The sequence below is a fragment of the Leisingera sp. M523 genome (genome assembly GCF_025141335.1).
GTDB lineage: Bacteria > Pseudomonadota > Alphaproteobacteria > Rhodobacterales > Rhodobacteraceae > Leisingera.
Map to the genome: position 1 here is coordinate 445,952 of NZ_CP081036.1, position 24,973 is coordinate 470,924.

The 24,973-nt window shown below is 62.1% G+C and carries 21 protein-coding genes and 2 pseudogenes; 13 read left to right on the forward strand and 10 right to left on the reverse strand.

What is annotated here, in order from left to right; translation table 11 throughout:
• Positions 1-171: 171 nt before the first annotated feature.
• The 7 genes and pseudogenes from K3557_RS02235 to K3557_RS02265 form a co-directional block, all read right to left on the reverse strand.
• Positions 172-1,399: pseudogene (locus K3557_RS02235) on the reverse strand (IS3 family transposase); the annotation flags it as partial.
• A gap of 205 nt (positions 1,400-1,604) precedes the next feature.
• Positions 1,605-1,763 (reverse strand): hypothetical protein, encoded by a 159-nt coding sequence (locus K3557_RS20550; protein WP_409201181.1) that lies wholly within the window; start codon positions 1,761-1,763, stop codon positions 1,605-1,607.
• 233 nt (positions 1,764-1,996) lie between these two features.
• Positions 1,997-3,179, reverse strand: a pseudogene (locus tag K3557_RS02245) (IS1182 family transposase); the annotation flags it as partial.
• A gap of 307 nt (positions 3,180-3,486) precedes the next feature.
• The gene (locus K3557_RS02250; protein ID WP_259997397.1) at positions 3,487-4,269 is read right to left on the reverse strand and encodes an arginine deiminase family protein; all 783 of its coding nucleotides are present in this window, start codon (positions 4,267-4,269) and stop codon (positions 3,487-3,489) included.
• Positions 4,270-4,274: 5 nt separating this feature from the next.
• Positions 4,275-5,879: a 5-guanidino-2-oxopentanoate decarboxylase gene (locus K3557_RS02255; protein ID WP_259997398.1), complete on the reverse strand. Its 1,605-nt coding sequence runs from the start codon at positions 5,877-5,879 to the stop codon at positions 4,275-4,277.
• Positions 5,876-7,060 carry a pyridoxal phosphate-dependent aminotransferase gene (locus K3557_RS02260; protein ID WP_259997399.1) on the reverse strand — a complete coding sequence of 395 codons (1,185 nt, stop codon included), beginning with the start codon at positions 7,058-7,060 and terminating at the stop codon, positions 5,876-5,878. Before K3557_RS02260 ends, K3557_RS02255 begins: the two co-directional genes overlap by 4 nt.
• The gene (locus tag K3557_RS02265) at positions 7,057-7,704 is read right to left on the reverse strand and encodes a TetR/AcrR family transcriptional regulator (protein ID WP_259997400.1); all 648 of its coding nucleotides are present in this window, start codon (positions 7,702-7,704) and stop codon (positions 7,057-7,059) included. The genes K3557_RS02260 and K3557_RS02265 overlap by 4 nt, the downstream gene beginning before the upstream one ends.
• Positions 7,705-7,801: 97 nt before the next feature.
• Between K3557_RS02265 and K3557_RS02270 the strand changes: the two genes are divergently transcribed.
• Genes K3557_RS02270 through K3557_RS02285 form a run of 4 tightly spaced genes read left to right on the forward strand, consistent with a single transcriptional unit; the run spans position 7,802 to position 10,917 of the window.
• On the forward strand, positions 7,802-8,599 hold the full coding sequence (locus K3557_RS02270) for an ABC transporter ATP-binding protein (RefSeq protein WP_259997401.1): 798 nt from the start codon (positions 7,802-7,804) through the stop codon (positions 8,597-8,599).
• 39 nt (positions 8,600-8,638) lie between these two features.
• Positions 8,639-9,403 (forward strand): transporter substrate-binding domain-containing protein, encoded by a 765-nt coding sequence (locus K3557_RS02275; protein WP_259987122.1) that lies wholly within the window; start codon positions 8,639-8,641, stop codon positions 9,401-9,403.
• A gap of 9 nt (positions 9,404-9,412) precedes the next feature.
• A complete protein-coding gene (locus tag K3557_RS02280; protein WP_259997402.1) occupies positions 9,413-10,159 on the forward strand; it encodes an ABC transporter permease in 747 nt (248 codons plus the stop codon).
• Positions 10,156-10,917, forward strand: a complete 762-nt coding sequence (locus tag K3557_RS02285) for an ABC transporter permease (RefSeq protein ID WP_259997403.1) — start codon at positions 10,156-10,158, stop codon at positions 10,915-10,917. Before K3557_RS02280 ends, K3557_RS02285 begins: the two co-directional genes overlap by 4 nt.
• A gap of 72 nt (positions 10,918-10,989) precedes the next feature.
• Here the strand turns inward: K3557_RS02285 and K3557_RS02290 are convergent, their stop codons facing one another.
• Positions 10,990-11,418, reverse strand: a complete 429-nt coding sequence (locus K3557_RS02290; protein ID WP_259997404.1) for a hypothetical protein — start codon at positions 11,416-11,418, stop codon at positions 10,990-10,992.
• 92 nt (positions 11,419-11,510) lie between these two features.
• On the opposite strand from K3557_RS02290, the gene K3557_RS02295 reads away from it, so the two are divergent.
• The 6 genes from K3557_RS02295 to K3557_RS02320 are packed head-to-tail and all read left to right on the forward strand — an operon-like array spanning position 11,511 to position 19,128.
• A complete protein-coding gene (locus tag K3557_RS02295) occupies positions 11,511-13,703 on the forward strand; it encodes a NosR/NirI family protein (RefSeq protein ID WP_259997405.1) in 2,193 nt (730 codons plus the stop codon).
• Positions 13,704-13,714: 11 nt separating this feature from the next.
• A complete protein-coding gene (gene nosZ, locus K3557_RS02300) occupies positions 13,715-15,628 on the forward strand; it encodes a TAT-dependent nitrous-oxide reductase (protein WP_259987113.1) in 1,914 nt (637 codons plus the stop codon).
• Positions 15,629-15,631: 3 nt separating this feature from the next.
• On the forward strand, positions 15,632-16,900 hold the full coding sequence (locus K3557_RS02305; protein WP_259997406.1) for a nitrous oxide reductase family maturation protein NosD: 1,269 nt from the start codon (positions 15,632-15,634) through the stop codon (positions 16,898-16,900).
• The gene (locus tag K3557_RS02310) at positions 16,893-17,795 is read left to right on the forward strand and encodes an ABC transporter ATP-binding protein (protein ID WP_259997407.1); all 903 of its coding nucleotides are present in this window, start codon (positions 16,893-16,895) and stop codon (positions 17,793-17,795) included. The genes K3557_RS02305 and K3557_RS02310 overlap by 8 nt, the downstream gene beginning before the upstream one ends.
• Positions 17,792-18,613 carry an ABC transporter permease gene (locus tag K3557_RS02315; RefSeq protein ID WP_259997408.1) on the forward strand — a complete coding sequence of 274 codons (822 nt, stop codon included), beginning with the start codon at positions 17,792-17,794 and terminating at the stop codon, positions 18,611-18,613. Before K3557_RS02310 ends, K3557_RS02315 begins: the two co-directional genes overlap by 4 nt.
• Complete coding sequence (locus tag K3557_RS02320) at positions 18,610-19,128, forward strand: nitrous oxide reductase accessory protein NosL (RefSeq protein WP_259997409.1); 519 nt, start codon at positions 18,610-18,612, stop codon at positions 19,126-19,128. Before K3557_RS02315 ends, K3557_RS02320 begins: the two co-directional genes overlap by 4 nt.
• A gap of 28 nt (positions 19,129-19,156) precedes the next feature.
• Here K3557_RS02320 and hisD read toward each other — a convergent pair whose 3' ends face one another.
• Positions 19,157-20,434, reverse strand: a complete 1,278-nt coding sequence (gene hisD, locus K3557_RS02325; protein ID WP_259997410.1) for a histidinol dehydrogenase — start codon at positions 20,432-20,434, stop codon at positions 19,157-19,159.
• A 153-nt stretch (positions 20,435-20,587) separates the two neighbouring features.
• Positions 20,588-21,559, reverse strand: coding sequence for a LysR family transcriptional regulator (locus tag K3557_RS02330; RefSeq protein ID WP_259997411.1), 972 nt, complete (start codon positions 21,557-21,559; stop codon positions 20,588-20,590).
• A gap of 208 nt (positions 21,560-21,767) precedes the next feature.
• On the opposite strand from K3557_RS02330, the gene K3557_RS02335 reads away from it, so the two are divergent.
• The 3 genes from K3557_RS02335 to K3557_RS02345 all read left to right on the forward strand — a co-directional run bounded on the left by K3557_RS02335 (position 21,768) and on the right by K3557_RS02345 (position 24,910).
• Positions 21,768-22,763, forward strand: a complete 996-nt coding sequence (locus K3557_RS02335; RefSeq protein ID WP_259997412.1) for an ABC transporter substrate-binding protein — start codon at positions 21,768-21,770, stop codon at positions 22,761-22,763.
• A gap of 78 nt (positions 22,764-22,841) precedes the next feature.
• The gene (locus tag K3557_RS02340) at positions 22,842-23,648 is read left to right on the forward strand and encodes a taurine ABC transporter ATP-binding protein (protein WP_134830455.1); all 807 of its coding nucleotides are present in this window, start codon (positions 22,842-22,844) and stop codon (positions 23,646-23,648) included.
• Positions 23,645-24,910 carry an ABC transporter permease gene (locus K3557_RS02345; RefSeq protein ID WP_259997413.1) on the forward strand — a complete coding sequence of 422 codons (1,266 nt, stop codon included), beginning with the start codon at positions 23,645-23,647 and terminating at the stop codon, positions 24,908-24,910. The genes K3557_RS02340 and K3557_RS02345 overlap by 4 nt, the downstream gene beginning before the upstream one ends.
• Positions 24,911-24,973: the final 63 nt, after the last annotated feature.

Below are 24,973 nucleotides of genomic sequence, written 5' to 3' on the forward strand. Positions count from 1 at the left end.
CCGTTCCAGAAACCTTGCAGGGCGTTTTCGTGGAGGCTGCGCCTGACATGTTTTGCTGTTTCGAGTGATTGATATTCATCGAAAATAGCCAGGATGCGCCGCGTCAAATTGCCTTCAGGGCTTTCATCGGTTTGAACCGCACCGGGTTTGCCGGAGACTGATTTCAGTTAGTTACGCGGCAATGTCCTCAGTTTCCAGAGCGGCGTAGAAATGGGCCTCTGCTTCTGCCGGCGGGATGTGCCCAATGGGTTCAAGCAGGCGGCGGTTGTTGAACTGAACCAATCCACCCATCCGAGCGTTGCGTATTCCACGTCTTCGAAGTTGCGCCAAGGGCCGCGGCGGTGAATGACCTCGGCTTTGAACAAACCGTTGATCGTCTCGGCCAGGGCGTTCTGCGCCTTCAAATGATCCCCCGGATCATTTGATCCGCTGCGCGGATCTGCTTGAACTCATAGCTGTCTCCGACGCTGCCCGCAGAGGGCTCGATACCAGCTTCGCCCAACCGCTCTGTGTATTTGATCGAAAGGTATTGGCTGACCCACTGCGTGACAGGCGATGCCAGCATCGCCGAGAACGGCGGCCGGAGTGATGAACAAGCCCCATCGCCTTTGCCGGCCGCCGCTCGTGAACAGCCTGCTCCAGAGCATCCATTGCCCGGCAGGCGCATGCGAAGCATGCTGCCGAGAGGGGAGAACGAACCCGGCATGCGCCGAGGTGCTGACACGACCCATTGACCGGCAGGCGATTTGGCAAAGCCAAATCTGCCGAGAGGGGGCCAACGATCTTGCGGGCATAGGCATCGATAAGCGAGCCATTGAAGGCGCCATTGGTTCGAGCCCAATGGCGAGCGGCGACATAGGCGAACCCTTTCCAGGTGGCAACATAGGTGAAATCGCTGACCCAGAGCATGTTGGGCGCGGGGACACGGAATTGCCGGTTTACCTTGTCCATCCACTGCCCGGCAGCACATGCGCAGCATGTGCGAGAGCGGGCACGGGGCCTTTTTGCCGGGCATCGTGGTTTTGTGCGGCTTGCCCCGGAGCGAGCTTTTGTCCGCCATTGGTCCGAGGACAATGGCGAGCGCCTTGAATACCCATGCTCTTCATCAGCCGGGCGACCGTGCAGCGGGCAACAGTGAGACCCTCCCGCTGCAATTGCCGCCAGATCTTCCGCACGCCATAGACCCGCCAGTTCTCTTCGAAAACACGCAGGATCCCGGGCCGCAATGCCGCGTCACGCCGGGCACGGTCCGGCAACCGGGCCGGATCGGCCTGCTGCGCCAGATGCTCGTAATACGTGGAAGGGGCAATCGGCAGGAATGAGCCATGTCGCGCCATTGGTCCGAGCGGCAATGGCGAATGCAGATCGGCTCGACCCCATGCTCACCGCGATGCATGTCCCCTCTCGCGCATGCTGGCATGCGCTGCCGGGCAGCGGATGAATGACACCATCCCTTCGACCGGCGGCCGAGCTCCGCCATCGCAAAGCTGACCGTAGGAACGCCACTGGTCCGGGTGACAAGGTCAACGCCGATGCCTTGCGGAGAATCTCGTTCACCTGGCGCAGCTCGCGGTTCTCCCGCTCAAGCGCCTTCGTTTGGGCGGTCAAATGATCCCCCGGATCATTTGACCGCTGCGCGAACGACCCGCACTGCCGGCGGCATCAGTTGGAACACCCGCCCGCTTGCCGCTGTCGACTTCCGCCTTCTTCACCCACTCATTCAGCCTGTGCGCCGAACAGCCGATCTTCGCAGAGATCGGCATGATTGCCTGCCAGCGGGAACTGTACTGGCCGTTTGCCATTGGGCTCGGACCAATGGCGCCTCCAATGGCTCACTTGTCCAGCACCAGACGCACCGCACGCTCGCGGACCTCAGGAGAATACTTGTTGGTTGTCTTGCTCATGGTGACTTCATCCTACTCAGGAGTTGAAGCCTCCGGCAAACCCGGTGCGGTTCAGATCGGATGCTGATCCATGTTGAGCGCGGCAAGGGCGGCAAGGATCGCGACGTGATGCTGGGGCAGCACCGCGGCTTCAGGGCACAGGCCTCACAGTCTGGTTTGCGGGCCCGGTAGCGCAGGGTGCCGTCCTTATTGTCGCCTGATCTGGGTGTCGTGAACGCGCGCCGGTATTGCTTGAGCTCCTTGCCGCCAGGGCAGATGCAGGCGTCGTTCCCGGCATCGTAGGTGAAGCCGGCCCTTTCAAAGGTGCCGTCCTTGCGCCCGGACTTGTCCCCTCTCTGGACATTGCTGCGCAATGCCCTGCCGGGCAGTGGATCACCGGGATATGCGGTGCGATCCCGCGCTGCCGGTCCAGCCAATCGAGCATTTCGCCCGTGCCGTAAGCGGTATCGGCGATCAGGCGGCCAGGTTTCAGGTCGAAGGCATCGCTCACCCGATCCACCATTGTCCGCACGGCACCGGCCCCGGCTTGCCGGATCGAGCGGGTCGCCTCGACATCAAGGATCACGCCATTGCCGGTGTCGATCAGGTCGTTCGTGGAATAGGCAAAATAAGCGGGTCCACCCCGTGCGCCGGTCCATTGCGAGGCCGGATCGGAATGCGAGGTGAACTTCGGCTTTACCGGGCTGGCCGCGCCGAAGGCCGCATCGCCGAGCGCCGCCAGATCCTCCCTGACAGCGCGCGGCGCGTTCTCGGGGTTGATCTTCTCGGGGGCCCAGTCCGCTTGCGGCGGCGAGTTCTGCCGGTTGGCATCTTGGCATCGGCCTGGATCAGGCTGGCATCCGCCGCAAAGCGCTGACCACTCGCCAATCCTTCCTCGATGCAGCGCGCGGCCACCGTCTCGAACAGATGCCGCAAGAGATCGCTATCGCGGAAACGGCCGTGCCGGTTCTTTGAGAAGGTCGAATGGCCGGGCACTGGGCCGGTCAGATCAAGGCGGCAGAACCAGCGATAGGCGAGGTTGAGATGCACCTCCTCGCAGAGCCGCCGCTCCGAGCGGATGCCCATCGTGTAACCGGCCAGGAGCATCCGGATCATCAGTTCCGGATCAACCGGCGGCCTGCCGGCCGAACTGTAGAAAGGAGCCAGGTGCCGCCGGATGCCAGACAGGTCGACGAACCGATCTATCGCCCGAAGCATGTGATCCTGCGGGACATGATCCTCGATCGGGAACTCATAGAACAGCGCGCCCTGCGCTTCCTGCCGTGGCCCCATCATTGCCACGCACCTCCGCTTGCCTCGCGGAAAGTGAATCAGCACTCAACACCCAAAACAACCCGGGTTTTTCAACAGAACAGGCCCATGGCATCTTGATCCCGGATGAGGCCTGTGAAAGCAAAGTTGACCCCATGATAATGGCTGCCTTATGTGAAACCCTGGTCCACCTTAAACAGGCTGCAAACAGGTCAAAAAAGCGGGGCCATTTCTGGACGCAAGGGTTGCAGAAAACCGTCCACTCCGAGGTTCCGCGCAGCTTTGGTTGACACCGCTGCGCGGAAGGGCTCCAGGGCCTTTGCTGCCGGGGTCAGAACCGCAGGGACAGGCAGGACATGCCGCCGTCCAGTTTGGCGCAGTCGGTGTTGTCGATTTCAACAATCTGGTAACCCGCCTTGTCGAGCATGTCTGCAGTGCGCGGGAAACCTGCTGCCATCAGCACCAGATTGTTGAACCTGATGGCATTTGCCGCCGCTTCCTCACCTTCGGCCACATGCAGCACACGGTAGCCTTTGAAGCAGCCGGAGGCGTCAAGGCGCTTGGTCGACAGTATTGTCTCGGCATCCATCAGCGAACAATCGGTCTTGAAGTGCAAGACGCCTTCCGGGGTGAAGACTTCGCGCAGTGTATGGCCCCAACCGGCGGCGATTTCAGCAAGTTCGGCTACACCTGCGGCGTCGGTGCGGTCGGAGCGGCCAACCAGGATTTCCTTGCCGGTCACCAGGATGTCGCCGCCTTCAATATGGCCGGGGCCTTTGATTTCGCGGATGTCTCCGTAGCAGCCGCGCAGGGTGGGGGCCATTTCAGCCACTTCACCCAGCCGCGACGGAGCACCGGGGTGCATCAGGATGGCGCCCTGCGGCAGGCACAGGGCGGTGTCCTCGACAAACTGCGCGTCGGGGAAGGCGTCCAGCGGATCCAGTTCGATCACCTCGGCGCCGGTGCTGCGCAGGGCCGTGACATAAGCCGAATGGGCAGCCAGCATGCTGTCCAGATCCGGGTTGCCGATGTCCTCGGCGCGCAGCCCCTTTGCAATGGAGGCGGCGGGGCGGCGGGTGATGGCGCGGGTGAACTCAAATGTGGGGTTTTGCATGGGGGTTACTCCTGTTCCGGAACGGGTCCGGTAATGTCGATTTCAAGAAGGGAGGGGGCGCCACGGCTGCTGGCCTCGCGGAGTGCGGCGGCAACGGTTTGCGGATCCATCGAGACGCGGGTGAAGGGGATGCCAAAAGACTTGGCGGCGGCCTCAAAATCCGGCGGAGTCGGGTCGCAGCCCACCACCGGAACGTCCACGGCTTCCATTGAGGTAGCGATTTCGCCGTAACCGCGATTGTTCCAGAGGACAAAGGTGATGGGCAGGTCCTCGTCCACGGCGGCCATGATCTCGGGCAGGGAGAATTGCGCGCCGCCGTCGCCGGCAATGCAGATCACTGGTGTGTCCGGCGCGGCGATGGCGGCGCCGATTGCAGCGGGAATGCCAAAGCCAAGCGCGCCGTATCCGGTGGCGGCATTGAACCAGCCGCCGGGACGGTCGTGGTCGTAGTAGAGGTTGCCGGCATAGATCGGCTGGGTGGAATCGCCGACCATCAAGGAGCCCGGAACCGCGGCGCGCATGGCGTTCAGCACCTCGACCTGGCGGCGGTAGTCCGGTCCGATTTCCTCATAGGCAGCGGCGCGGGCGTGTTGTGCACGTTCAGCGCCCTGGCCTTGTTTCGCCGGTCCGGGCAGGGCGGAGAGAAGTGCCTCGGCGGCGTCTTCTGCGCGGCCCGTGATGTCCAGCGCGCTTTCATGCCGGGCAAGCTGGTCGGGGCAGATATCCACCCGGATCAGCCCGGCCATCCGGGGCATGCTGCCGGTGGCGTACATGTCATAGTCGGTTGGTCCCAGCTCGGTTCCCAAGGCAAGCACGCAATCTGCGTCCTCGATCAGGGCGCGGGTGGCTTGCAGGCTGGGACTGGCTGGAACGGTCAGTGGGTGGCCGTGCATCAGGCCGCGGGCGTTAACGGTTTGCACGACGGGGGCGTCCAGTTGTTCGGCCAGGGCCTGGAGGTCTGCATCCGCCGTTTTTATGCCGCCGCCGGCTAGGATCACGACATTTGCTGCCGCGGAGAGCCGGTTTGCGGCTTTGGTGATCAGGTCCGGGTCCAGCTGCGGCGGCGCGGGAGGCAGTGCATTTGCGCCGTCGTCTGATGCGGCGCCTGCGACGTCCAGCGGGACCTGTATGTGCGTGGGGCCGGGGCGGCCGGCGGAGAAGGGGGCAAAAGCGTGGTCCAGCGCTGCCTCCAATCCGGCAGGGTGCGCCACGTGTTCTGACGCCAAAGCCACGGTTTTTGCCAGGGCGTGCTGGTCTGGCAGCTCATGCAGGTGGCCGAGACCCATGCCGAGGGCGCCGCTGGCGTTGACGCCTGAGACCACCAGCATCGGCACCGAGTCCGCCCGAGCCTGGGCCATCGGGGTCAGCGTGTTCGTAAGGCCGGGGCCGGTGATTACAAAGGCGACGCCCGGCTGGCCGCAGACGCGGGCATAACCGTCAGCCATGAAACCTGCGCCTTGCTCGTGGCGGGGGGTGATGTGGCGGATGCCGGAATCTGCGAGGCCGCGGTAAAGCTCGACCGTGTGAACGCCGGGGATGCCGAACACGCAGGTCACACCGCGTTTCTGCAGCCCTGTGACCAGGGCTTCACCCACTGTTTTTGCGGTCATGCGACGCTCCTTGCCTTGCGGTTTGCGTGGGCAGCGATCCGATCCAGCGCGGTAGCAAAGCTGCTGTCGTCGATTGTAAGCGCGACGCGCACCCAGTTTTTGAGGCTGCCGCCAAAGGCGGAACCGGGCATCACGGCGACGCCGCTGTCCAAAAGGTCCCAAGCGTAGGCATCACCGTCCAGGCCGGTGGCCGAGACGTCGATAAGGGCAAACATGCCGGCTTCGGGGCGGTGGACGCGCAATTCGGTCTCGCCGTGCAAGCGCTGGACCAGCAGATCGGCGCGGGCTGCAAAACGGGCGGCCATGCCAGGGGCCACGGGGGAGCCATCGCGCACGGCTTTTTCGGTCATGTCGGCGATAAAGGGCTGATTGCCGAACAGCATGGTTTCCGATACCGGCAGCAGCGCGGTGCAGAAGGCCGCAGGCCCGGCGCACCAGCCGCTGCGAAAGCCCGGTGCGGCGTGGGATTTGGAGATCGAAGAGACCGCAATCACCCGATCCGCCAGGGCAGGATCAGAGAGCGGCGAGATGAACTCTGCGCCTTCGAAAATCAGATGCTCGTAGACTTCGTCAGAGATGATCCAGAGGTCATGCTTGATTGCCAGCGCGCCGATGTCGCGCAGGTCATCACCCGTCAGGATGGCGCCGGTGGGGTTGTGCGGGGTGGTCAGCAGGATCGCGCGGCTGCGGGGTGTGATGCGCGCGGCGATGTCGCTGGCCTGCATCCGGAACCCGGCCTCAGGGCGCAGCGGCACCGGAACCATATCGGCACCGGAAGCGCGGACCACGCCCTCGTATGTCGCATACATCGGGTCGCCGACCAGCACCTCGGTGCCGGGTTCCGCAACACCCTGCAGAACGGCATAAAGCGCTGTCTGGGTGCCGGGGAAGCAGAGGATGTTCTCCGGCCCGAAATGACGCCCGCGGCTGGCAGTATAGGCACCGGCCAGCGCGGCGCGCAGGCGGGCTTCGCCGCGCCCGTCGGAATAGCCGGTGCGGCCGGCCTGCATTGCCTGCGCGGCGGTCTGGATCAGGTCCGGCGGGGTGGGCACGTCAGGCTCGCCGATGGTCATCTCAACCAGATCGGCACCGGCTTCGGCCAGTTGGCGCGCCTTCAGGTGCACTTCCCATTTGCCACCGCCCAATCCGGCGAGCCGCTCGGTGATTGCTGTCAGCTTCATGACGTTCCCGCCCCTTGTTCCAAATCAAGTCCTGTCATTGCGGCAATTGATTGCCGCCCGATTTCTGCCAGTTCCCCCGGTGCAAAAGCATCGGGCAGGGCACCGCCCTCCAGCCACAGCCCGTCAATCAGCGCGTTGCAGGCAATTGCCAGCTGGCGCAGCCGTGCGGGCGGGGCCGGGCGGCCGGCTTCGGCCAGCGCGGCGGTGATCAGCGCCTCCAGCTGGTCGCGGAAATAGGCATAGGTGCGTTCGTGCGTCGCCTTCATCTGCGGATCCTGCTGCACCTTGTTGAGGAAGCTGGCCCAAAGCGCGATGGCGCGCGGGTCCACCACCGGCGGTGTCAGCGAGGCATTCACAAAGGCGGCGAGCCGCGCCAGTGCAGACCTCTGAACGTCCGATGCCGGGGCAAAAGTCTGGTCGGTCATGAAGGTCATGTGGTGTTCATAGGCGGCGGTGATCAGCTCTTCCTTGGAAGTGAAATAATGCCGGATCAGCCCCTGGGTCACGTCGGCGCGCTCGGCAATGCCCCGCACCGTAGCCCCGCGCACGCCGTTTTCCGCCACCAGTTCCAGTGTGGCCAGAATCAGCGCTTCCTTCCGGGATTCGGCGGATTCACGTTTGAATTTGCGGCGCTCGTCGGTCACCTCAGCTCCTGTTATTTGCCTGGCATAGAAATTATACGCTTGCATAATTACGCGAGTCGCGGCTTACTGCAATCGGAAAATTCGGGAAGACGCAACTATGGACACAGCCGCTGCCGCCTCATCAGCTTTGGAAACTGACGCGCGCCGGGAGGCGATCCGGGTTGAGGATCTGCACAAGTCGTTCGGCACTCTGGAGGTGCTGAAAGGCGTGTCGCTGACCGCCCATCAGGGCGATGTGGTGGCGATCATCGGCGGGTCCGGGTCGGGCAAGTCCACCATGCTGCGCTGCATCAACTTTCTGGAGACGCCGAGCTCGGGCAAGATCGTGATCGGCGGCGAGGACGTGGCGATGCGGGGCGACGGCACCCCGGCCAATCAGAAGCAGATCGAACGCATCCGGACCAAGCTGGCGATGGTGTTTCAGCAGTTCAACCTGTGGACTCACCGGACGCTGCTGGAAAATGTGATCGAGGTGCCGGTGCATGTGCTGAAAGTGCCCAAAGCCGAAGCCATAGAGCGTGCCCGCGAACTGTTGGAGCGGGTAGGGCTGGGCGGCAAGGAAGACACCTTTCCCGCCTATCTGTCCGGCGGCCAGCAGCAGCGGGCGGCGATTGCGCGGGCGCTGGCAGTGGACCCGTCGGCAATGCTGTTTGACGAGCCGACCTCAGCCCTGGACCCCGAACTGGTGGGGGAGGTGCTGACGGTGATCCGCGATCTGGCCGCCGAGGGGCGCACCATGCTGCTGGTCACCCACGAGATGAAATTCGCGCGCGAAGTCGCAAACCACGTTGTCTATCTGTACCAGGGCCGCATCGAAGAGCAGGGACCGCCTGCCGAGGTCTTTGGCAATCCGCAATCAGAGCGGCTGAAGCAATTTTTAAGCTCGGTCGCCTGATCCACTACCACTACAATAATAATCAACTGGGAGAGAAAAATGAAACTGAAAGCATTGCTTGCCGCGGCCACCGCAGCCGCCGCCCTGACTGCTGGCGCCGCTGCTGCGGAACAGGTAAAGATCGGCATCGCCGCCGAGCCTTATCCGCCGTTTGCGTCGCTCGACAGCTCCGGCAACTGGGTCGGCTGGGAGGTCGAGATGATCGGTGCGGTTTGCGCCGCGGCTGAGCTGGACTGCGTGATTACACCTGTGGCCTGGGACGGCATCATTCCGTCGCTGACCGGCCAGCAGATCGACGCCATTATGGCCTCGATGTCGATCACCGAGGAGCGGCTGAAGACCATTGATTTCAGCGATCCTTACTACAATACTCCGGCGGTGATCGTGGCGGATAAGTCGATGGATATCGAGGCGACCCCGGACTCGCTGGCGGGCAAGATCGTTGGCATTCAGGCCTCAACCATTCATCAGGCCTATGCGCAGGAATACTTCAAGGACGCCGAGCTGAAGGTCTATCAGACCCAGGATGAGGCCAATCAGGATCTGTTTGCTGGCCGTATCGACGCAACCCAGGCGGACAGCATTGCAATGGCGGACTTCGTGGGTTCGGATACTGGCGGCTGCTGCGAGATCAAGGGAGCGGTTGCTGATGATCCGGCGATCCTGGGCCGCGGTGTCGGCGCTGGTGTGCGGCAGGGCGACGATGCGCTGCGCGAGGCGCTGAACAAGGGTATCGCCGCGGTTCTGGCCGATGGCACCCATGAGAAGATCACTGCCAAGTACTTCACCACCAGCATCTACTAAGCTGCTGAGATGACCGGACTGTTCGAATTACTGGGCCTCGGCGCCAGCGCAGAGCTGCTGTCGCTGTCGGGCTGGGGAGGCAACCTGCTGCGCGGGCTTGCCAATTCCTTGCAAATCGCCATTGGCGCCTATGGGCTGGGGCTGGTGATCGGGCTGTTCGGAGCCTATGGCAAACTTTATGGCGGGAAGGTCACGCGCGATCTTCTCGCCATTTACACCACGGTGATCCGGGCAGTGCCGGAACTGGTGCTGATCCTGATCCTGTATTACGTGGGCAGCGATATCATCAACAAAATCTCCGAAGGTTTGGGCGGCGGCCGGGTTGAGATCAACGGTGTTGCCGCCGGCATCTGGGTTTTGGGCGTGGTGCAGGGGGCCTATGCCACCGAAGTGCTGCGCGGCGCCATCCAGGCGGTGCCGGTGGGGCAGATAGAGGCGGCGAAATCCTATGGCATGCCTGCTTTCATGATCATGCGGCGGGTGACGATCCCGGCGATGATGAGCTTTGCTGTGCCGGGGCTGGCAAACCTGTGGCTGATCGCCACCAAAGACACCGCGCTGTTGGCGGTTGTCGGCTTTAACGAGCTGACACTGGAGACCCGCCAGGCGGCCAGCAGCACGCGGGCTTATTTCACCTTCTTCCTGGCGGCCGGGTTCCTTTATCTGATGGTGACGCTGTGTTCCGGCGCGGTCTTTGCGCGGATTGAAAAATGGGCGCGGCGCGGCCAGCCCTCGCTGAGGGGGGGCACGTCATGACCGGCCTCAGGGACCTGATGCAGCCGCACCGTATTGTGATGATGCTGATCTTTGCGGCGCTGGTGATCTGGTGCGCGGTTTCGCTGCGCTGGGATTGGTTGCCGAAATATGCGCCGCTGGCGCTGGAAGGGCTATGGACCACAATCTGGATTCTGGCGGCATCCCTTGTCATCGGGTTCCTGCTGGCGGTGCCGCTGGGGTTGGCACAGGCCGTTGGCCCCTGGTATCTGTCTATTCCTGCGCGCACCTTCTGCACCATCATTCGCGGCACGCCTTTGCTGTTGCAGATCTGGCTGCTGTATTACGGGCTGGGCTCGTTGTTTCCGCAGTTCCCTTGGATCCGCTCGTCTGAGCTGTGGCCGTATCTGCGCCAGGCCTGGCCCTATGCGGTGCTTGCGCTGTCGCTGTCTTATGCGGGCTATGAGGGTGAGGTCATGCGAGGCGCGTTTTCCAGTGTTGCCAAGGGGCAGCTGGAGGCGGCGAAATCCTTTGGCATGCCGCGCTTCACCATGTTCCGCCGGATCTGGCTGCCGCAGGCGATCCGCAATGTGCTGCCTACGCTGGGCGGTGAAACCATCCTGCAGCTGAAGGCGACACCGCTGGTGGCGACAATCACGGTGGTCGAGATCTACTCGGTATCCTCCCGCGTGCGGTCCGATACATTCATTGTCTATGAGCCGTTGTTGCTTCTTGCCGTGGTCTATATGGCGATTGCGGGTGTGATAACCATGGCCTTCCGGCGGTTCGAGAAAGGCTGATCTGCCGGGTGGTTAGCCTGTCTTCCGGACCGTGGCCAATCGGTCCGGAATCTCTGATTTATCTGACATACATCAAATAACGGCACGGAAGTTACCTCTAGTGTCAGCGGCGAATGCAGCAAGAGAATCTTGTAACAGATGCCGCGCCCCTTTTTCATATCGTTCGTCTGCCGCGCCGGGTTTCTCCGGCGGCTGACGGGGCTGTGCGCCATCTTCATGCTTGTTCTGCAATTTACCTTTCCGGGCGCTGGGCAGGCTGCGGCGGGCGGTGATTGGATTGAGATCTGCGGCGAATTCGGCGTGGTGGAAATTCAGATCGCTTCCGTGGACAGCAGCAAAACGCAGGATTGTCCCAAATGCAGCACCTGTCCGCTGTGCGCTGCTGAAAACGGGGCGGGGCCTGCAAGCGTCCTGCGCTCTGGCATCAGCCGGGCTGCCGACTGCGGCGTGCTGCTGCCTGCGGGAATCGCGGTGCAGCCGAACCCGGCGCAATACTGGCATGAGGGCCGCGGGCCTCCGTTGGTTACAGAAATAGATTCCGAACGCGCCCTGCGCGCGTCCGTGGCAGCCACTCTAACGAAAGGAGAGGCGCCATGGTCCTGACACGCGCCTTCCGGGGCTGGATATCAGCCCTTGTAATGACATTAGCCGCCGTTTTTTCCGCGGTGGGTGCTGAGGCAGACAGCCTCGACTCTTTCCTGACAGAATTGACACCTGCAGACTTGGTGCCTGGCGCTGAGGCGTTTGGTCCGGTGCGCAGCGATGTGCCGGTGGCGCCGGTGCTGAAGGCGGGCGAAACAATCGCCTATGCCTTTCTGACCTCGGATTTTGTCGGCACCACAGGCTACAGCGGCAAGCCGATCCATGTGGTGGCCGCGATTGACACCGACGCGCTGCTGACCGGCGTTAAGCTGGTCAAACACTCGGAACCGATCGTGCTGATCGGCATCCCGAACGCCAAGATGGTCAAGCTGACCGAAAGCTACGCCGGGCTGGACCTGAAGGCCGAGGCGGCGGCGGGCGGCGATGCCCATGATCTCGACATCATCTCGGGTGCGACGGTGACCATTATGGTGATCGACGACAGCCTGGTGCGCGCCGGGATCAAGGTGGCGCGGGCGCTGGGGCTGGGCGGGCTGTCGCCGGTGCAGGCGGACGGGCCGAAGCGCGAGGTCGATATGGCCCGCGCGGAAGTCGCGGATTGGACCGCGCTGGCAGGCGACGGCTCGGTCCGGCGGATGACGCTGGACGTGGGCCAGATCAACGCGGCCTTTGAGGCCACCGGCGACCAGCGCGCGATCAAACGGCCTGAGGCCGGAGCGCCGGACGATACTTTCATCGACATGCAAATGGCGCTGGTTTCGGTGCCGTCGATCGGCAAGTCGCTGCTGGGCGAGGCCGAGTACCGGAACCTGAAGGCCTGGCTGAAGGAGGGTGAGCAGGCCCTTCTGGTGATGGGGCGCGGCAGTTACAGCTTCAAGGGGTCAGGCTATGTGCGCGGTGGCATTTTCGACCGGATCCAGCTGATCCAGGGCGATGCCTCGGTGCGGTTTTTTGACAAGCAGCACAAGCGGCTGGGGGGATTGGCCACTGGCGACAGCCCCAGCTTTGGTGAACTGGACCTGTTCAAAATCCCGGCGGATGCGGAATTTGATCCGGCCGAACCGTTCCGCCTGCAGCTTTTGGTGCAGCGGTCGGTGGGGGCGCTGGAGCGGGCGTTCCTGACCTTTGATCTGGGCTACAAGCTGCCGGAGCAATATCTGCTGCCTGCCGCGCCTGCACCCAAGATGGTGGCGGATGACACCGGCGAGGCTGCGGCAAAGGCAGCCCTGTGGCAGCGGATCTGGAAAGACCGCACACTGGAGATCGGGGGGCTGGGTGTGATGCTGCTGGTGCTGACAGGGGTGTTCTTCTTCCAGTTCCAGGCCACCGCGAATGCGCGTGTCTTTTACTGGTTCCGCATCGGATACCTGACCGTCACCCTGGTGTTTCTGGGCTGGTACGCCAATGCGCAGCTGAGCGTGGTGAACCTGATGGCGCTGGCAGGCTCCTTGCGGAGCGGGTTTTCCTGGGATGCTTTCCTGCTGGATCCGCTGGTGTTCATCCAGTGGTTTGCCGTGGCCGCCGCGCTGTTGTTCTGGGGGCGGGGTGCCTATTGCGGCTGGCTGTGCCCGTTCGGGGCGCTGCAGGAGCTGACCAACAAAATCGCCCGTGCGTGCCGTGTGCCGCAGATCACTTTGCCCTGGGGCCTGCATGAGCGCCTGTGGCCTGCAAAATACATGATCTTCCTTGGCCTGTTCGGCGTCTCGATGGTGTCGGTTCCGCTGGCGGAAACCTATGCCGAGGTGGAGCCGTTCAAGACCGCGATCATCCTGAAGTTCGTGCGCGACTGGCCGTTTGTGGTCTTTGTGCTGGTGCTTCTGGGGCTCGGTCTGCTCGTTGAGCGGTTCTATTGCCGCTACCTGTGCCCGCTGGGGGCAGCTTTGGCGATCCCGGCGCGGGTGCGGATGTTCGACTGGCTGCGCCGCTACAAGGAATGCGGCAGCCCCTGCCAGACCTGCGCCAACGAATGCCCCGTTCAGGCCATTCACCCCACCGGTGAGATCAATCCGAACGAATGCGTGGACTGCCTGCATTGCCAGGTTCTGTACCAATCCGAAACCAAATGCCCGGTTGTGATCAAACAGCTGAAACGCCGGGCAAAAACCGGCAGCCCGGCCCCCGACGTTGTTTTGGGCCAGCCGCCGGCCAACCACCCCAACGCGAACAGGACAAAAGTTTCCTGAAGGAGGACATCATGTCTGAAGAACTGAAAAACAAAATGCCGGTGACCCGCCGCGGACTGCTGGGGGCCACGGCAACCGGCGCAGCCCTTGCCGCAGCCGGCGTGGGCACCTCGCTGCTGGGCGCAGGTCCGGCAAAGGCGGCCAGTGATGGTATCAACCTGGCCCCCGGCGAGCTGGATGAATATTATGGCTTCTGGTCGTCCGGCCAGACCGGCGAAATGCGCATCTTGGGCTTCCCGTCCATGCGTGAATTGATGCGGGTGCCGGTGTTCAACCGCTGCTCGGCCACCGGTTGGGGCCAGACCAACGAAAGCCTGAAGGTGCTTACCGAGGGCTTGCAGCCCGACACCAAGGAATTCCTGGCCAAGCGCGGTCTGAAAACCTATGACAACGGCGACCTGCACCACCCGCATATGTCGTTCACCGATGGCACCTATGACGGCCGTTATATCTTCATGAATGACAAGGCCAACACCCGCGTTGCCCGGGTGCGCTGCGATGTGATGAAATGCGACAAGATCACCGAGATCCCCAACGCCAAGGCAATCCACGGGCTGCGTCCGCAGAAATTCCCGCGCACTGGATATGTGTTTGCCAATGGCGAAGATGAAACACCGCTGATCAACGATGGCTCGATCCTGGATGAGCCTGATAAGTATGTGAACATCTTCTCGGCGCTGGACGGCGACAGCATGGAAGTGGCCTGGCAGGTGATTGTCTCGGGCAACCTGGACAATTGCGACTGCGACTATCAGGGCAAATATGCCTTCTCGACCTCCTACAACTCGGAAATGGGCATGAACCTGGCCGAGATGACCGAAAACGAGATGGATCACGTCGTGGTCTTCAACCTCAAAGAGATTGAAGCCGGGATCGAAGCAGGCGACTATCAGGAGCTGAAAGGCGTCAAGGTTCTGGACGGCCGCAAAGGCCAGAACAAGAACTATACCCGCTACATCCCGATCCCCAACTCGCCGCACGGCATCAATACCGCGCCGGACGGAAAACATGTCTGCATCAACGGCAAGCTGTCACCCACCGTGTCGGTGATGGATGTGACCAAACTGGACGCGCTGTTTGACAGCGATGCCGATCCGCGCTCCTGCATTGTGGCCGAACCCGAACTGGGATTGGGTCCGCTTCACACCGCCTATGACGGCAAGGGCTTTGCCTATACCACGCTGTTCCTCGACAGCCAGATGGTGAAATGGAACATCGCCAAGGCGGTCCAGGCCTATGCGGGCGAAGATGTGGATCCGATCGTGTCGAAGGTCGACGTGCATTACCAGCCGGGCCACAACCACAGCACCATGGGCGAAACCAAGGAAGCCGATGGCAGGTGGCTGATCTCGCTGAACAAGTTCTCCAAAGACCGGTTCCTGAATGTGGGTCCGCTGAAACCCGAGAACGAGCAGATCATCGACATCTCAACCGATCAGATGAAAGTGGTGCACGACGGTCCGACCTTTGCCGAGCCGCATGATGTGATCATGGTCCGCCGCGATATCGTCAACCCGGTCAACATCTGGGACCGCAATGATACGATGTGGGAAGATGCGCGCAAACAGGCCGAAGCGGACGGTGTGGATCTGGATGACTATCAGGACACTATCATCCGCGACGGAGACAAGGTGCGGGTCTATATGTCCAGCCAGGCGCCTGCGTTCAGCCTTGAAAAGTTCACCGTCAAACAGGGTGACGAGGTCACGGTTTATGTCACAAACCTGGATGACATTGACGATCTGACCCATGGCTTCTGCCTGGGCAACTATGGCGTCGCCATGGAGATCGGCCCGCAGGCGACTGCCTCGGTCACCTTTACCGCCGACCGTCCCGGCGTGCATTGGTATTATTGCCAGTGGTTCTGCCACGCGCTGCACATGGAAATGCGCGGCCGGATGCTGGTTGAGCCGCGGAGCGCGTAACCGATGAAACGGCTCCTGCCTATAACTCTGGTTGCGGCCCTGACCGGCCTGGCGCCCGCGTGGGCGGCGGATTGGGAGGTGCCCAACCGGGCAGGGGCCATCGCTGAAACCCTGGCGCAGGCGGCGGATGGCGACACCCTCCGCCTCGCCCCCGGCGAATATGCCGAAACGCTGGTTCTGGGCCGTCCCGTCATCCTTGACGGGCAGGGCCATGCCACACTGGACGGCCGGGGGCTGGGGTCGGTCATCACGGTGACCGGCCCTGGCGTTACTGTGCAAAACCTGACTGTCATTGGCTCCGGCTCCTCGCATCAGGAGATTGACAGCGGCATCAAGCTCACCAAGACGGCGAAGGCGCCGCAGATCCTGAACAACGTGCTGCTGGGAAACCTGTATGGCGTGGATATTCACGGCGCCAAAGACAGCCTGGTGCAGGGCAACCGGATCGAAGGCCGCTTGGACCATCACATGAATTCCCGCGGCAATGGCGTCTATGTCTGGAATGCGCCGGGCGCGGTGGTGGATGGCAATGACATCCAATACGGGCGCGACGGCATTTTTGTGAACAACTCCAAGAAAAACACCTTTCGCGATAACCTGTTCCGCGATCTGCGTTTTGCGGTGCATTACATGTATGCCGACAATTCCGAGGTTTCGGGCAATGTCTCGGTCGGCAACCACCTTGGCTATGCGGTGATGTTTTCCACCCGGGTCAAGGTGACGGGAAACGTCTCGCTCAACGACCGTGATCACGGGATGATGCTGAACTACGCCAATCAGGGCGAGTTCCGCGGCAATTATGTAAAGGGCGCCAAGGGGAAATGCACTTTCCTTTACAATGCGCACAAGAATGATTTCTCCGGCAATTGGTTTGAGGGCTGCGGGATCGGCATTCATTTCACCGCGGGCAGTGCCGGCAACCGGATGGTCGGCAACGCCTTTGCCGGCAACCGGCATCAGGTGAAATTCGTCTCCAGCAAATGGGTGGAATGGAGCGAAGACGGGCAAGGAAATTACTGGTCCGATTTCGCAGGTTTTGATGTGGACGGGGACGGCATCGCTGACGCGCCGTACCGCCCGAATGACAGTATGGATCATGTGCTGTGGACCCAGCCGGCGGCGAAGCTGCTGATGGGATCACCTGCGGTGCAGCTGGTGCGGTGGTCGCAATCGGCCTTCCCGGCGCTGTTGCCGGGCGGGGTGATCGACAGCCACCCGCTGATGCGGCCGGAACGGCCAGAGGCCGCCAGAAAGGTTGAACAGGATGGATGACGCAAACAGCCCGCTGCAGATTCGCGCGCTGGACAAGTTCCGCGGCAAAACTCAGGTGCTGAATGGCATCGACCTGGATATCGCACCGGGCGAGCGGCTGGCTTTGCTGGGCCACAACGGCGCCGGTAAGTCGACGCTGATCAAAGCGGTGCTGGGCCTGATCCGGCATGAGGGCGGCAGCATCCGCATCTGCGGCGCAGCACCCGGCAGTGCGGCAGCGCGTTCCGCCACCGCCTTTCTGCCCGAGGCGGTCAGCTTTCACCCGGCACTGACCGGGCATGAGCAGCTGTCGCTGTTTGCCCGCCTGACCGGGGAGCGTGCGGATATTGACGGGTTACTGGAGCGCGTTGGATTGGGTGAGGCCATGCACCGCCGCATCGGTGCCTATTCCAAGGGGATGCGGCAGCGGCTGGGTTTGGCACAGGTGCTGCTGGGCCGCCCGAAGCTGGCGTTGCTGGATGAACCGACCAGCGGTCTGGATCCGATCTCGCGCCAGGACCTCTATGCCATCATCAATCAGCTGGCAGAACAGGGCGCCGCAGTGCTGATCGCCAGCCACGCGCTGACCGAGGTGGAGGCGCGCACCGACCGTATCGCCATTCTGCGCAAAGGGGTGAAAGTGGCGGATGACACGCTGGCAGGCCTGTCGGCGCAGGCCGGGCTGCCGGTCAAGCTGCGGGTGCAGGCGAGCGCGTCGCAAGCGGACCGGATCGCAATTGAAACCGGCGGGCGCCGTATCAATGGCGCCTCGGTCGAGATCCTGTGCAACCCGCAGGACAAGATGGCCGAGCTGCGCAAGATTGCGGCCATGGGCGATGCAGTGGCGGATATCGACATGGTGCCGCCGCGGCTGGAAGACCTTTATCGCCATTACTCAGGGGAGGACCGCAAATGAGACGCGCCTTTGCCATTGCCCGCGCCGAGATGCTGATCCTGCGCCGCAACCGCTGGCTGTTCATGGCCACGCTGATCATGCTGGCCTTCGCGCTGGCGCTGTCCTTTGCCGGCTCGGCGCCGACGGGGACGCTGGGAGTGGATATGCTGACAGTGTCCGTCGCCTCAATGACCACGCTGTCGGTCTATCTGGCACCGCTGCTGGCGCTGATGATGGGGTTTGATGCGGTGGCCGGAGACCGGGACAGGGGCAGCCTTGGGCTGCTCCTGGCCTATCCCGCGGGGCGGGCAGAGATCCTGTTGGGAAAGCTGATGGCGCATCTGGCTGCGCTGGCGATTGCGATGATCATCGGTTTTGGCGCGGCGGGGGCTGTTGCCGCCTGGTTCGGCGGCGCGGGGCCTGAAAGCCTGCTGGCGCTGGGGCGGCTGGTGCTGACCTCGATCCTGCTGGGAGCCGTGTTCCTGGTGCTGGGCTATGCGCTGTCGGCGCTTTCCAGCGGCGCCACTGCCGCGGCTGGCCTGTCGGCGGGCGTGTGGCTGGTGTTTGTGGTGCTTTATGACCTCGGGCTTCTGGGTGCCGTGGTAATGGACAGCGGCGGAGTGTTCACCCAGAAAATCTTTCCTTGGGTGATGGTCGCCAACCCGGCGGATGCGTTCCGGCTGTGGAATGTCGCAGCCTCGGAAAGCGTCGCGCTGTCCAGCGGCATGGCAGGCGCTGCCAGTGCCTTGCCCGGTTGGGCGGCACCGCTGTCATTGCTGCTGTGGCCGGCGCTGGGCTTCGGTCTGGCCTGCGCCGCGTTCCGAAGGGTGGAGCCATGAGACACCTGATCCTGGCTGCCGCGCTGGCCCTGTCCGCCTGCCAGGAAGAGGAGGCCAAGGCGCCGCCCGCGCCGGTGGAGCTGACGGAGGTGGCGCTGAGCTATTTCTGCCAGATGAATGTGTCCGAACATGGCGGACCCAAAGGGCAGATCCACTTGGACGGCTTTCCGGCTCCGCTGTTTTTTGCCCAGGTGCGCGATCTGGCGGCCTATGTCAAAAGCCCGGAACGGGATGCAGAAATCACCGCCATCTATGTCAGCGACATGGGTGCTGCGCCCAGCTGGGCGCACCCCGGCACCATGAACTGGATAGATGCCAAGGGCGCGCATTTCGTCGTAGGGTCGAATGTGGCTGGCGGCATGGGGGCACCGGAGGTGGTGCCTTTTGCCGCGCCTGAGGACGCCGCCCGGTTTACCGAGCGTTATGGCGGTACTGTCGCCGGGTTTGAGGCCATTCCCGACGACGCGGTGATGGGGCCGGTCGATCTGGACCGGCAACTGGAGACACCTTCCTGAACGCAATGTGCCCCTATGCTGGATAACTTCAGACCGTTTCCGGCAGCAGCCGCAGTTCGGCGGCGATGGCATGGCCCTCCATGCCTTCCATCCGGCTGATGCGGGCGGTGCGCTGGGCCAGCTCATGCGAGGCGGCGGCGTTGCAGCGCTGCCAGGTCACCGTCTTGGTGAACTTGTGCACCGACAGCCCGCCAGTATAACGCGCGGCACCGCTGGTCGGCAGCACATGGTTGGGGCCTGAGGTCTTGTCGCCAAAGGACACTGTGGTCTCCTTGCCCAGGAACAATGAGCCATAGGCCGACAGGCGGTCCAGCCACCAGCCAAGATCTTCCGCCTGCACTTGCAGATGCTCGGGGGCGTAGCGGTCGGCCACCTGCGCGGCCTCTTCGCGGCTATCGCAGAGGACCACCTCGGCGCGTTCGTGCCAGGCGCGGTGGGCGGCAGAGAGATTGGGTTCAGGCAGTTTGTCGATCAGCGCTTGCACCCGGGCTATGACACCCTTGGCCAGGGCCTCATCGGTGCTGACCAGCCAGACCGGGCTGTCTGCGCCATGTTCGGCCTGGCTGACCAGATCCCAGGCGACGGTTTCCAGATCGGCGGTGTGGTCCGCAATCACCAATGAATCGGTAGGGCCTGCAAACATGTCGATGCCGACCTCGCCGAACAGCATCCGCTTGGCCTCGGCCACATAAGAATTGCCGGGGCCGACCAGAATGTCGGCGGGCTGGGCGCCGAACAGACCCTGGGCCATTGCTGCGATACCCTGCACGCCGCCCAGGTTCAGGATCAGATCAGCGCCACTAAGGTCCATTGCATAAAGGATCGCATCGGGAATGCCGGTGCCGGGGCGGGTTGGCGAAACCGCCGTGATGTGGGGAACGCCGGCCACCTTGGCGGTGGTGATGGTCATCAGGGCGCTGGCGATATGGCTGTAGCGGCCGCCCGGAACATAGCAGCCGGCACTGGAAACCGGGATCTGCTTCTGGCCCGCGATCAGACCTGGAATAATCTCTACCTCGCATTCGCCCATGGTGGCCTTCTGCGCTTCGGCAAAGCGGCGGACGTTGGCATGGGCGAACTGGATGTCCTCTTTCATCTGCTGTGAAACCCGATTGCAGGCCGCGCGGCGCTGGGCGCCGGTTACCACAATGGGGCCGGTCCAGCCGTCCAGCTTTTCCGCGTAGCGGCGCACCGCGTCTTCGCCTTCACGTTCGATATTGGCCAGCATCCCGGCGACTGTATCGCGGATACCGCTGTTTTCGGCAGCGGGGCGGGGCTGGGCCTGCTTGAGGTAGGTGATTGCCATTGGGGTCAGCTCATTTCCATTGGAGGGCCGCCGGATATGCCGGGGCAGCACGGTGCGGGTTGCGCCTAAAACAGCGCCGTGCCGGCCGCTCGGTCAAGCTGCGGCTTGCAGGTTTCGAAAAACACGAATGTTTGTTTCTAATTGCCGGACAGCCTAATTCCCTTTTGCAGGGAGGGTGCGGAATTCCTCGGCCAGCCAGGGGAAGCGTGCGCTGATAGGATCTGTAAAATGGTGGCGCAGGGATTTCTGCAAGGCCTGGTGGATCAGTTGCGAAGTGGCCGCAGGATAGACGCTGGTAGTGAACAGCGACACCGTGCGGGCAAAGCTCTTACCGGGGAAGCGCACAACCTTGACCTTGCCGTGAAAGCGCTGGGCGCGGTGGTAACTGGCAGCGGTGGTGACGGTCCAGCCGCTGCCCTCGGAGACCAGACCGACAATCGACTGGTTGCACTCCAGCTCAAACCGGTTGGGAAGAGAGATCTTGAGCCGGGTCAGCTGGGTTTCAATCTGTTTGCCGATGGTGTGATCGCGGGAATAACGCAGGAAGGGCAGAGACGCATCGGCTTTGGTCAGTTCTTCGACGCTGCCGGAATACCCGGTGGGGACCACCAGAATGAAGGGATCGCGCATCAGCGGGTATTCGATCAGATCCGGCAGCAGCCCGGCCGGGCGGGTGGCGACGCCAGCGTCCAGTTTCTGCTCCTGCAGCTTTTCAATGATCTCGTGGCTGGGCCGGGTGTAGTGGCGGAAGCTGCAGCGCGGCAGCGCGGTAGACAGGAACTGAAACAGTTCCGGGCCGACCTCGTTGTCGAAATCATCAAGCAAAGCCATCCGCAGGTCGGTGGCATGCTGCCAGCTGCCGGAGCGGATTTCCGCCTCGCCGCGTTTGAGAGTCATCAGCCCGTCAAATACGTAGCGGGCATAGACAACGCCTGCAGGCGTCAACCCCATTGGACGGCGGGTGTGGTCCACCAGATCAACACCAAGCGCGCTTTCCAGGCTGCGCAGGTGATTGGACACGGTGCTGATCGACAGGCCGGTTTCCGCGGCGGCCTTCTGTATTGATCCCGATTTGGAGATCAGCTGGAACACTTCCAGCCAGCGTAGACTCAGCGTCTTTTGCATATGCCGTCCTCCCTTGCGCTTTGCATATGCTATCCACAGGTTTGCGCCAATATATCCGTAAAAATCAAATCTAAGTTTTACTTTGGTCGCAAGAGTAATTTTCTGCTATAGCGAAGCGGCTTCCCGGATATGGTTTGCCGTGTAAAAATCAAAGCCATGAGGCCCGCAACGAACGGGCCCGGCGAATTAACTGGGAGACCTTATCAATATGATCAAAAAGTATCTGCTTTCAACAATCTGCGCCGCCGCCGCCTCCATCTCTGCTGTGAATGCCTCTCATTTGGATGAGATCACCGTGGCCTATTTCCTGGAATGGCCAATGCCTTTCCAGTTTGCCAAGGCCAATGGCACCTATGAGGAGGAACTGGGCGTCAAGATCAACTGGGTGTCGTTCGACACCGGCACCGCAATGTCGGCGGCGATGGCATCCGGCGATGTGCAGATTGCCGTGAGCCAGGGCGTGCCGCCATTTGTTGTGGCAACGTCCGCCGGGCAGGACATTCAGATTGTGGATGTGGCCGTCAGCTATTCCGACAACGACAATTGCGTGGTGGCTGAGGCGCTGGAGATCGACAAGACCAGCGCTGGTGAGCTGGCCGGCAAGAAAGTGGGCGTGCCGATCGGCACCGCTGCGCATTACAACTTCCTGTCGCAGATGTCGCATTTCGGTGTTGATATCGGCTCGATGGAAGTCGTCGACATGGCGCCCGCGGACGGTGCCGCAGCTTTTGCCCAGGGCAACCTGGACATGGTCTGCGGCTGGGGCGGCGCGTTGCGGCGGATGGTGGAGCATGGCAATGTGCTGCTGACCGGCGCCGAGAAAGAAGAACTGGGTATTCTGGTGTTTGATGTAACCAGCGCACCGGCGGGGTTCATCGCTGAGGACAGCGAACTGCTGAGCAAATTCCTGAAAGTGACGGCAGATGCCAACGCCATGTGGAACTCGGGTGATCACAAGGACGAGATGCTGCCGGTGATTGCCAAGGATGCCGGTATGGACTTGGGCGATGCCGAGGCCACAATAGCCACCTTCAACTTCCCCTCGGCCGAGGATCAGCTGTCCGAAAAATGGCTGGGCGGCGGCGCTCAGAACTTCATGAAGGGCGTGGCGGATGTGTTTGTGAATGCGGGCAGCATCGAAGCGGCGCTGGAGTCCTATGACGGCGCCGTGGACAGCGCACCGCTGGACGCCGCTCTTAACTGAGCCGCAACTGAATAACTGAGATGAGCGGCCCGGTTACCGGGCCGTTTGCATCCGCGGCTGAAGCAGGAAGGGGGAGAGATGTCAGGATTGGACATCAAGGGTGTCTCTATGCGTTTTGATCTGCCCAATGGCAGTTCGGTACAGGCGCTGAAAGACGTTTCATTGAATTTGAAGGCGGGTGAGCTGATGTCGGTGCTGGGGCCTTCGGGCTGCGGCAAGACCACTCTCTTGAATATTCTGGCCGGGTTTTTGGCCCCGACGGAAGGGGCGATTGAACTGAACGGCCATGGTGTCACCGGGCCGGATGCCGAACGCGGCATGGTGTTCCAGAAAGGCGCGCTGTTTGAATGGATGAACGTGCGCGACAACGTGGAATTCGGGCCGCGCATGAAAGGCATGGCGCGGGCGGAACGGGAAAAGATATCTGACCGGCTGCTGGATATCGTCGGCCTGCAGGATTTCAAGGAAAAGGCGGTGTATGAGTTGTCGGGCGGGATGCAGCAGCGTGTCGCCTTGGCCCGCTGCCTGGCAAATGAGCCGGACGTGATCCTGATGGACGAGCCGCTTGGCGCGCTGGACGCGCTGACGCGGGAGAAGATGCAAGGCCTGGTGCTGAAGCTGTGGAAAGAGACCGGCAAAACCATCATTCTGATCACCCACTCGGTGGAGGAGGCACTGCTGCTGGGCGAGCGTTTGATCGTGATGGCGCCGCGCCCCGGCCGCATTCACCGCGAATACCAGCTGCCTTTTGCGGAACGCGGCGTGAATGCCGATCTGCGCGATGTCAAGAAATCCGAAGGCTTTGCCGAGACCCGAGATGAGATCCTCTCGATGATCTGGGAGATGGAAGAGGAGATCATGGGCCGGACGGAGCAAGTGGCATGACGGTACTTCTGTTCTATATCGCGCTGTTTGCCGGTGCTTTCTTTCTGGTTCAGCTGATCCGCAAGGGGATGCAGTCGCAGCAGGATTTCACCAGTTTGAAAACGGTAACGTTTGGTGATGAAAGTGCCGTGACGCCGGACCGGGCGGCCTCGATCATCTCGGTCCTTGTGATCTTTGTGATCTGGGCGGCCTTTACCGGCTCCAAGCTGCTTCCCATTCATGTGCCGGGGCCCTTCACCGGCGAAACCGCATTCACCTACACTTTGGAGAATGCCGACGGGGCAACTGATGACGCAGACATCACAGTCAGGGTGGCCGGGTTTGGCGAGGAAAGCCCCAAGTTTGAGGTGGAGCCGGGCGACGGTTTTGCCAAAAACGATGCCCTGGCGGCACAGGCCGGGCGCTCCACCACTCTGATTTTTGACCGTAATGACGAGGTCAAGCGCAAGGAAGGCGCAAGGATCGTCGCAATCAATGGCAAACCCATCGGCCCCGGAACACAAGTGGACGCAGGCGACGGGACGGTGACGCTGACCGGCAAAGGGGCGATCAGTTTTGCCCCGCATAGCGGGCTGCAGATGAACCCGATCTGGCTGCCAGCACCGGAAACGGTGGTGGCGCGGTTCTTTGAGATTGCCTCGGAAGGCTATCAGAACTTTTCGTTGTGGCAGCATTTGGGCTGGTCGCTGACACGGGTGATCGTGGGTTTTGTGACCGGGGCGATTGTCGGCATTCCGCTGGGCTATGCCATGGGCCTGTCCGGCTGGTTCCGCGGCTGGTTCGACCCGATTGTCGAGTTCATGCGTCCGGTGCCGCCCTTGGCGCTGATCCCGCTGGTGATCATCTGGTTCGGCATCTGGGAAACCGGCAAGATCGTGCTGCTGTTCCTGGCTGCACTCTGGATCATGACGATTGCGGCGCGGGCGGGGGTTTCCGGGGTGAACATCTCGAAAATCCACGCTGCCTATTCGCTGGGTGCCTCCAAGTGGCAGATTATGCGTCATGTGATCGTGCCGAACTCGCTGCCGGAGATCTTTACCGGCGCGCGGGTGGCGATGGGCGTTTGCTGGGGCACCGTTGTGGCCGCCGAACTGGTTGCTGCGCAGAAGGGCGCAGGCATGATGATCATTGCCGCCTCAAAGTTCCAGCTGACGGATATCGTAATCATGGGGATCGTGCTGATTGGCATCATCGGCTATGGCATCGACATTCTGATGCGTATGGCCGAGAACTGGCTGGTTCCGTGGAAGGGCCGCAGCTGAACCTGTGCCGTGCCGCGCAAAAAGAGACGCCCGGGGATTTCCCCCGGGCGTCTCTTTTTGTTT

Bases quoted from the DNA above. Each gene is read 5' to 3' on its own strand.
- K3557_RS02310 (WP_259997407.1), top strand. From the start codon at position 16,893: ATGGATGACGCAAACAGCCCGCTGCAGATTCGCGCGCTGGACAAGTTC.
- K3557_RS02305 (WP_259997406.1), top strand. From the start codon at position 15,632: ATGAAACGGCTCCTGCCTATAACTCTGGTTGCGGCCCTGACCGGCCTG.
- K3557_RS02340 (WP_134830455.1), top strand. From the start codon at position 22,842: ATGTCAGGATTGGACATCAAGGGTGTCTCTATGCGTTTTGATCTGCCC.
- K3557_RS02270 (WP_259997401.1), top strand. From the start codon at position 7,802: ATGGACACAGCCGCTGCCGCCTCATCAGCTTTGGAAACTGACGCGCGC.
- K3557_RS02275 (WP_259987122.1), top strand. From the start codon at position 8,639: ATGAAACTGAAAGCATTGCTTGCCGCGGCCACCGCAGCCGCCGCCCTG.
- K3557_RS02290 (WP_259997404.1), bottom strand. From the start codon at position 11,418: ATGCCAGTATTGCGCCGGGTTCGGCTGCACCGCGATTCCCGCAGGCAG.
- nosZ (WP_259987113.1), top strand. From the start codon at position 13,715: ATGTCTGAAGAACTGAAAAACAAAATGCCGGTGACCCGCCGCGGACTG.
- K3557_RS02295 (WP_259997405.1), top strand. From the start codon at position 11,511: ATGGTCCTGACACGCGCCTTCCGGGGCTGGATATCAGCCCTTGTAATG.
- K3557_RS20550 (WP_409201181.1), bottom strand. From the start codon at position 1,763: ATGCCGATCTCTGCGAAGATCGGCTGTTCGGCGCACAGGCTGAATGAG.
- K3557_RS02330 (WP_259997411.1), bottom strand. From the start codon at position 21,559: ATGCAAAAGACGCTGAGTCTACGCTGGCTGGAAGTGTTCCAGCTGATC.
- K3557_RS02280 (WP_259997402.1), top strand. From the start codon at position 9,413: ATGACCGGACTGTTCGAATTACTGGGCCTCGGCGCCAGCGCAGAGCTG.
- K3557_RS02315 (WP_259997408.1), top strand. From the start codon at position 17,792: ATGAGACGCGCCTTTGCCATTGCCCGCGCCGAGATGCTGATCCTGCGC.
- K3557_RS02255 (WP_259997398.1), bottom strand. From the start codon at position 5,879: ATGACCGCAAAAACAGTGGGTGAAGCCCTGGTCACAGGGCTGCAGAAA.
- K3557_RS02250 (WP_259997397.1), bottom strand. From the start codon at position 4,269: ATGCAAAACCCCACATTTGAGTTCACCCGCGCCATCACCCGCCGCCCC.
- hisD (WP_259997410.1), bottom strand. From the start codon at position 20,434: ATGGCAATCACCTACCTCAAGCAGGCCCAGCCCCGCCCCGCTGCCGAA.
- K3557_RS02345 (WP_259997413.1), top strand. From the start codon at position 23,645: ATGACGGTACTTCTGTTCTATATCGCGCTGTTTGCCGGTGCTTTCTTT.
- K3557_RS02260 (WP_259997399.1), bottom strand. From the start codon at position 7,060: ATGAAGCTGACAGCAATCACCGAGCGGCTCGCCGGATTGGGCGGTGGC.
- K3557_RS02335 (WP_259997412.1), top strand. From the start codon at position 21,768: ATGATCAAAAAGTATCTGCTTTCAACAATCTGCGCCGCCGCCGCCTCC.
- K3557_RS02285 (WP_259997403.1), top strand. From the start codon at position 10,156: ATGACCGGCCTCAGGGACCTGATGCAGCCGCACCGTATTGTGATGATG.
- K3557_RS02320 (WP_259997409.1), top strand. From the start codon at position 18,610: ATGAGACACCTGATCCTGGCTGCCGCGCTGGCCCTGTCCGCCTGCCAG.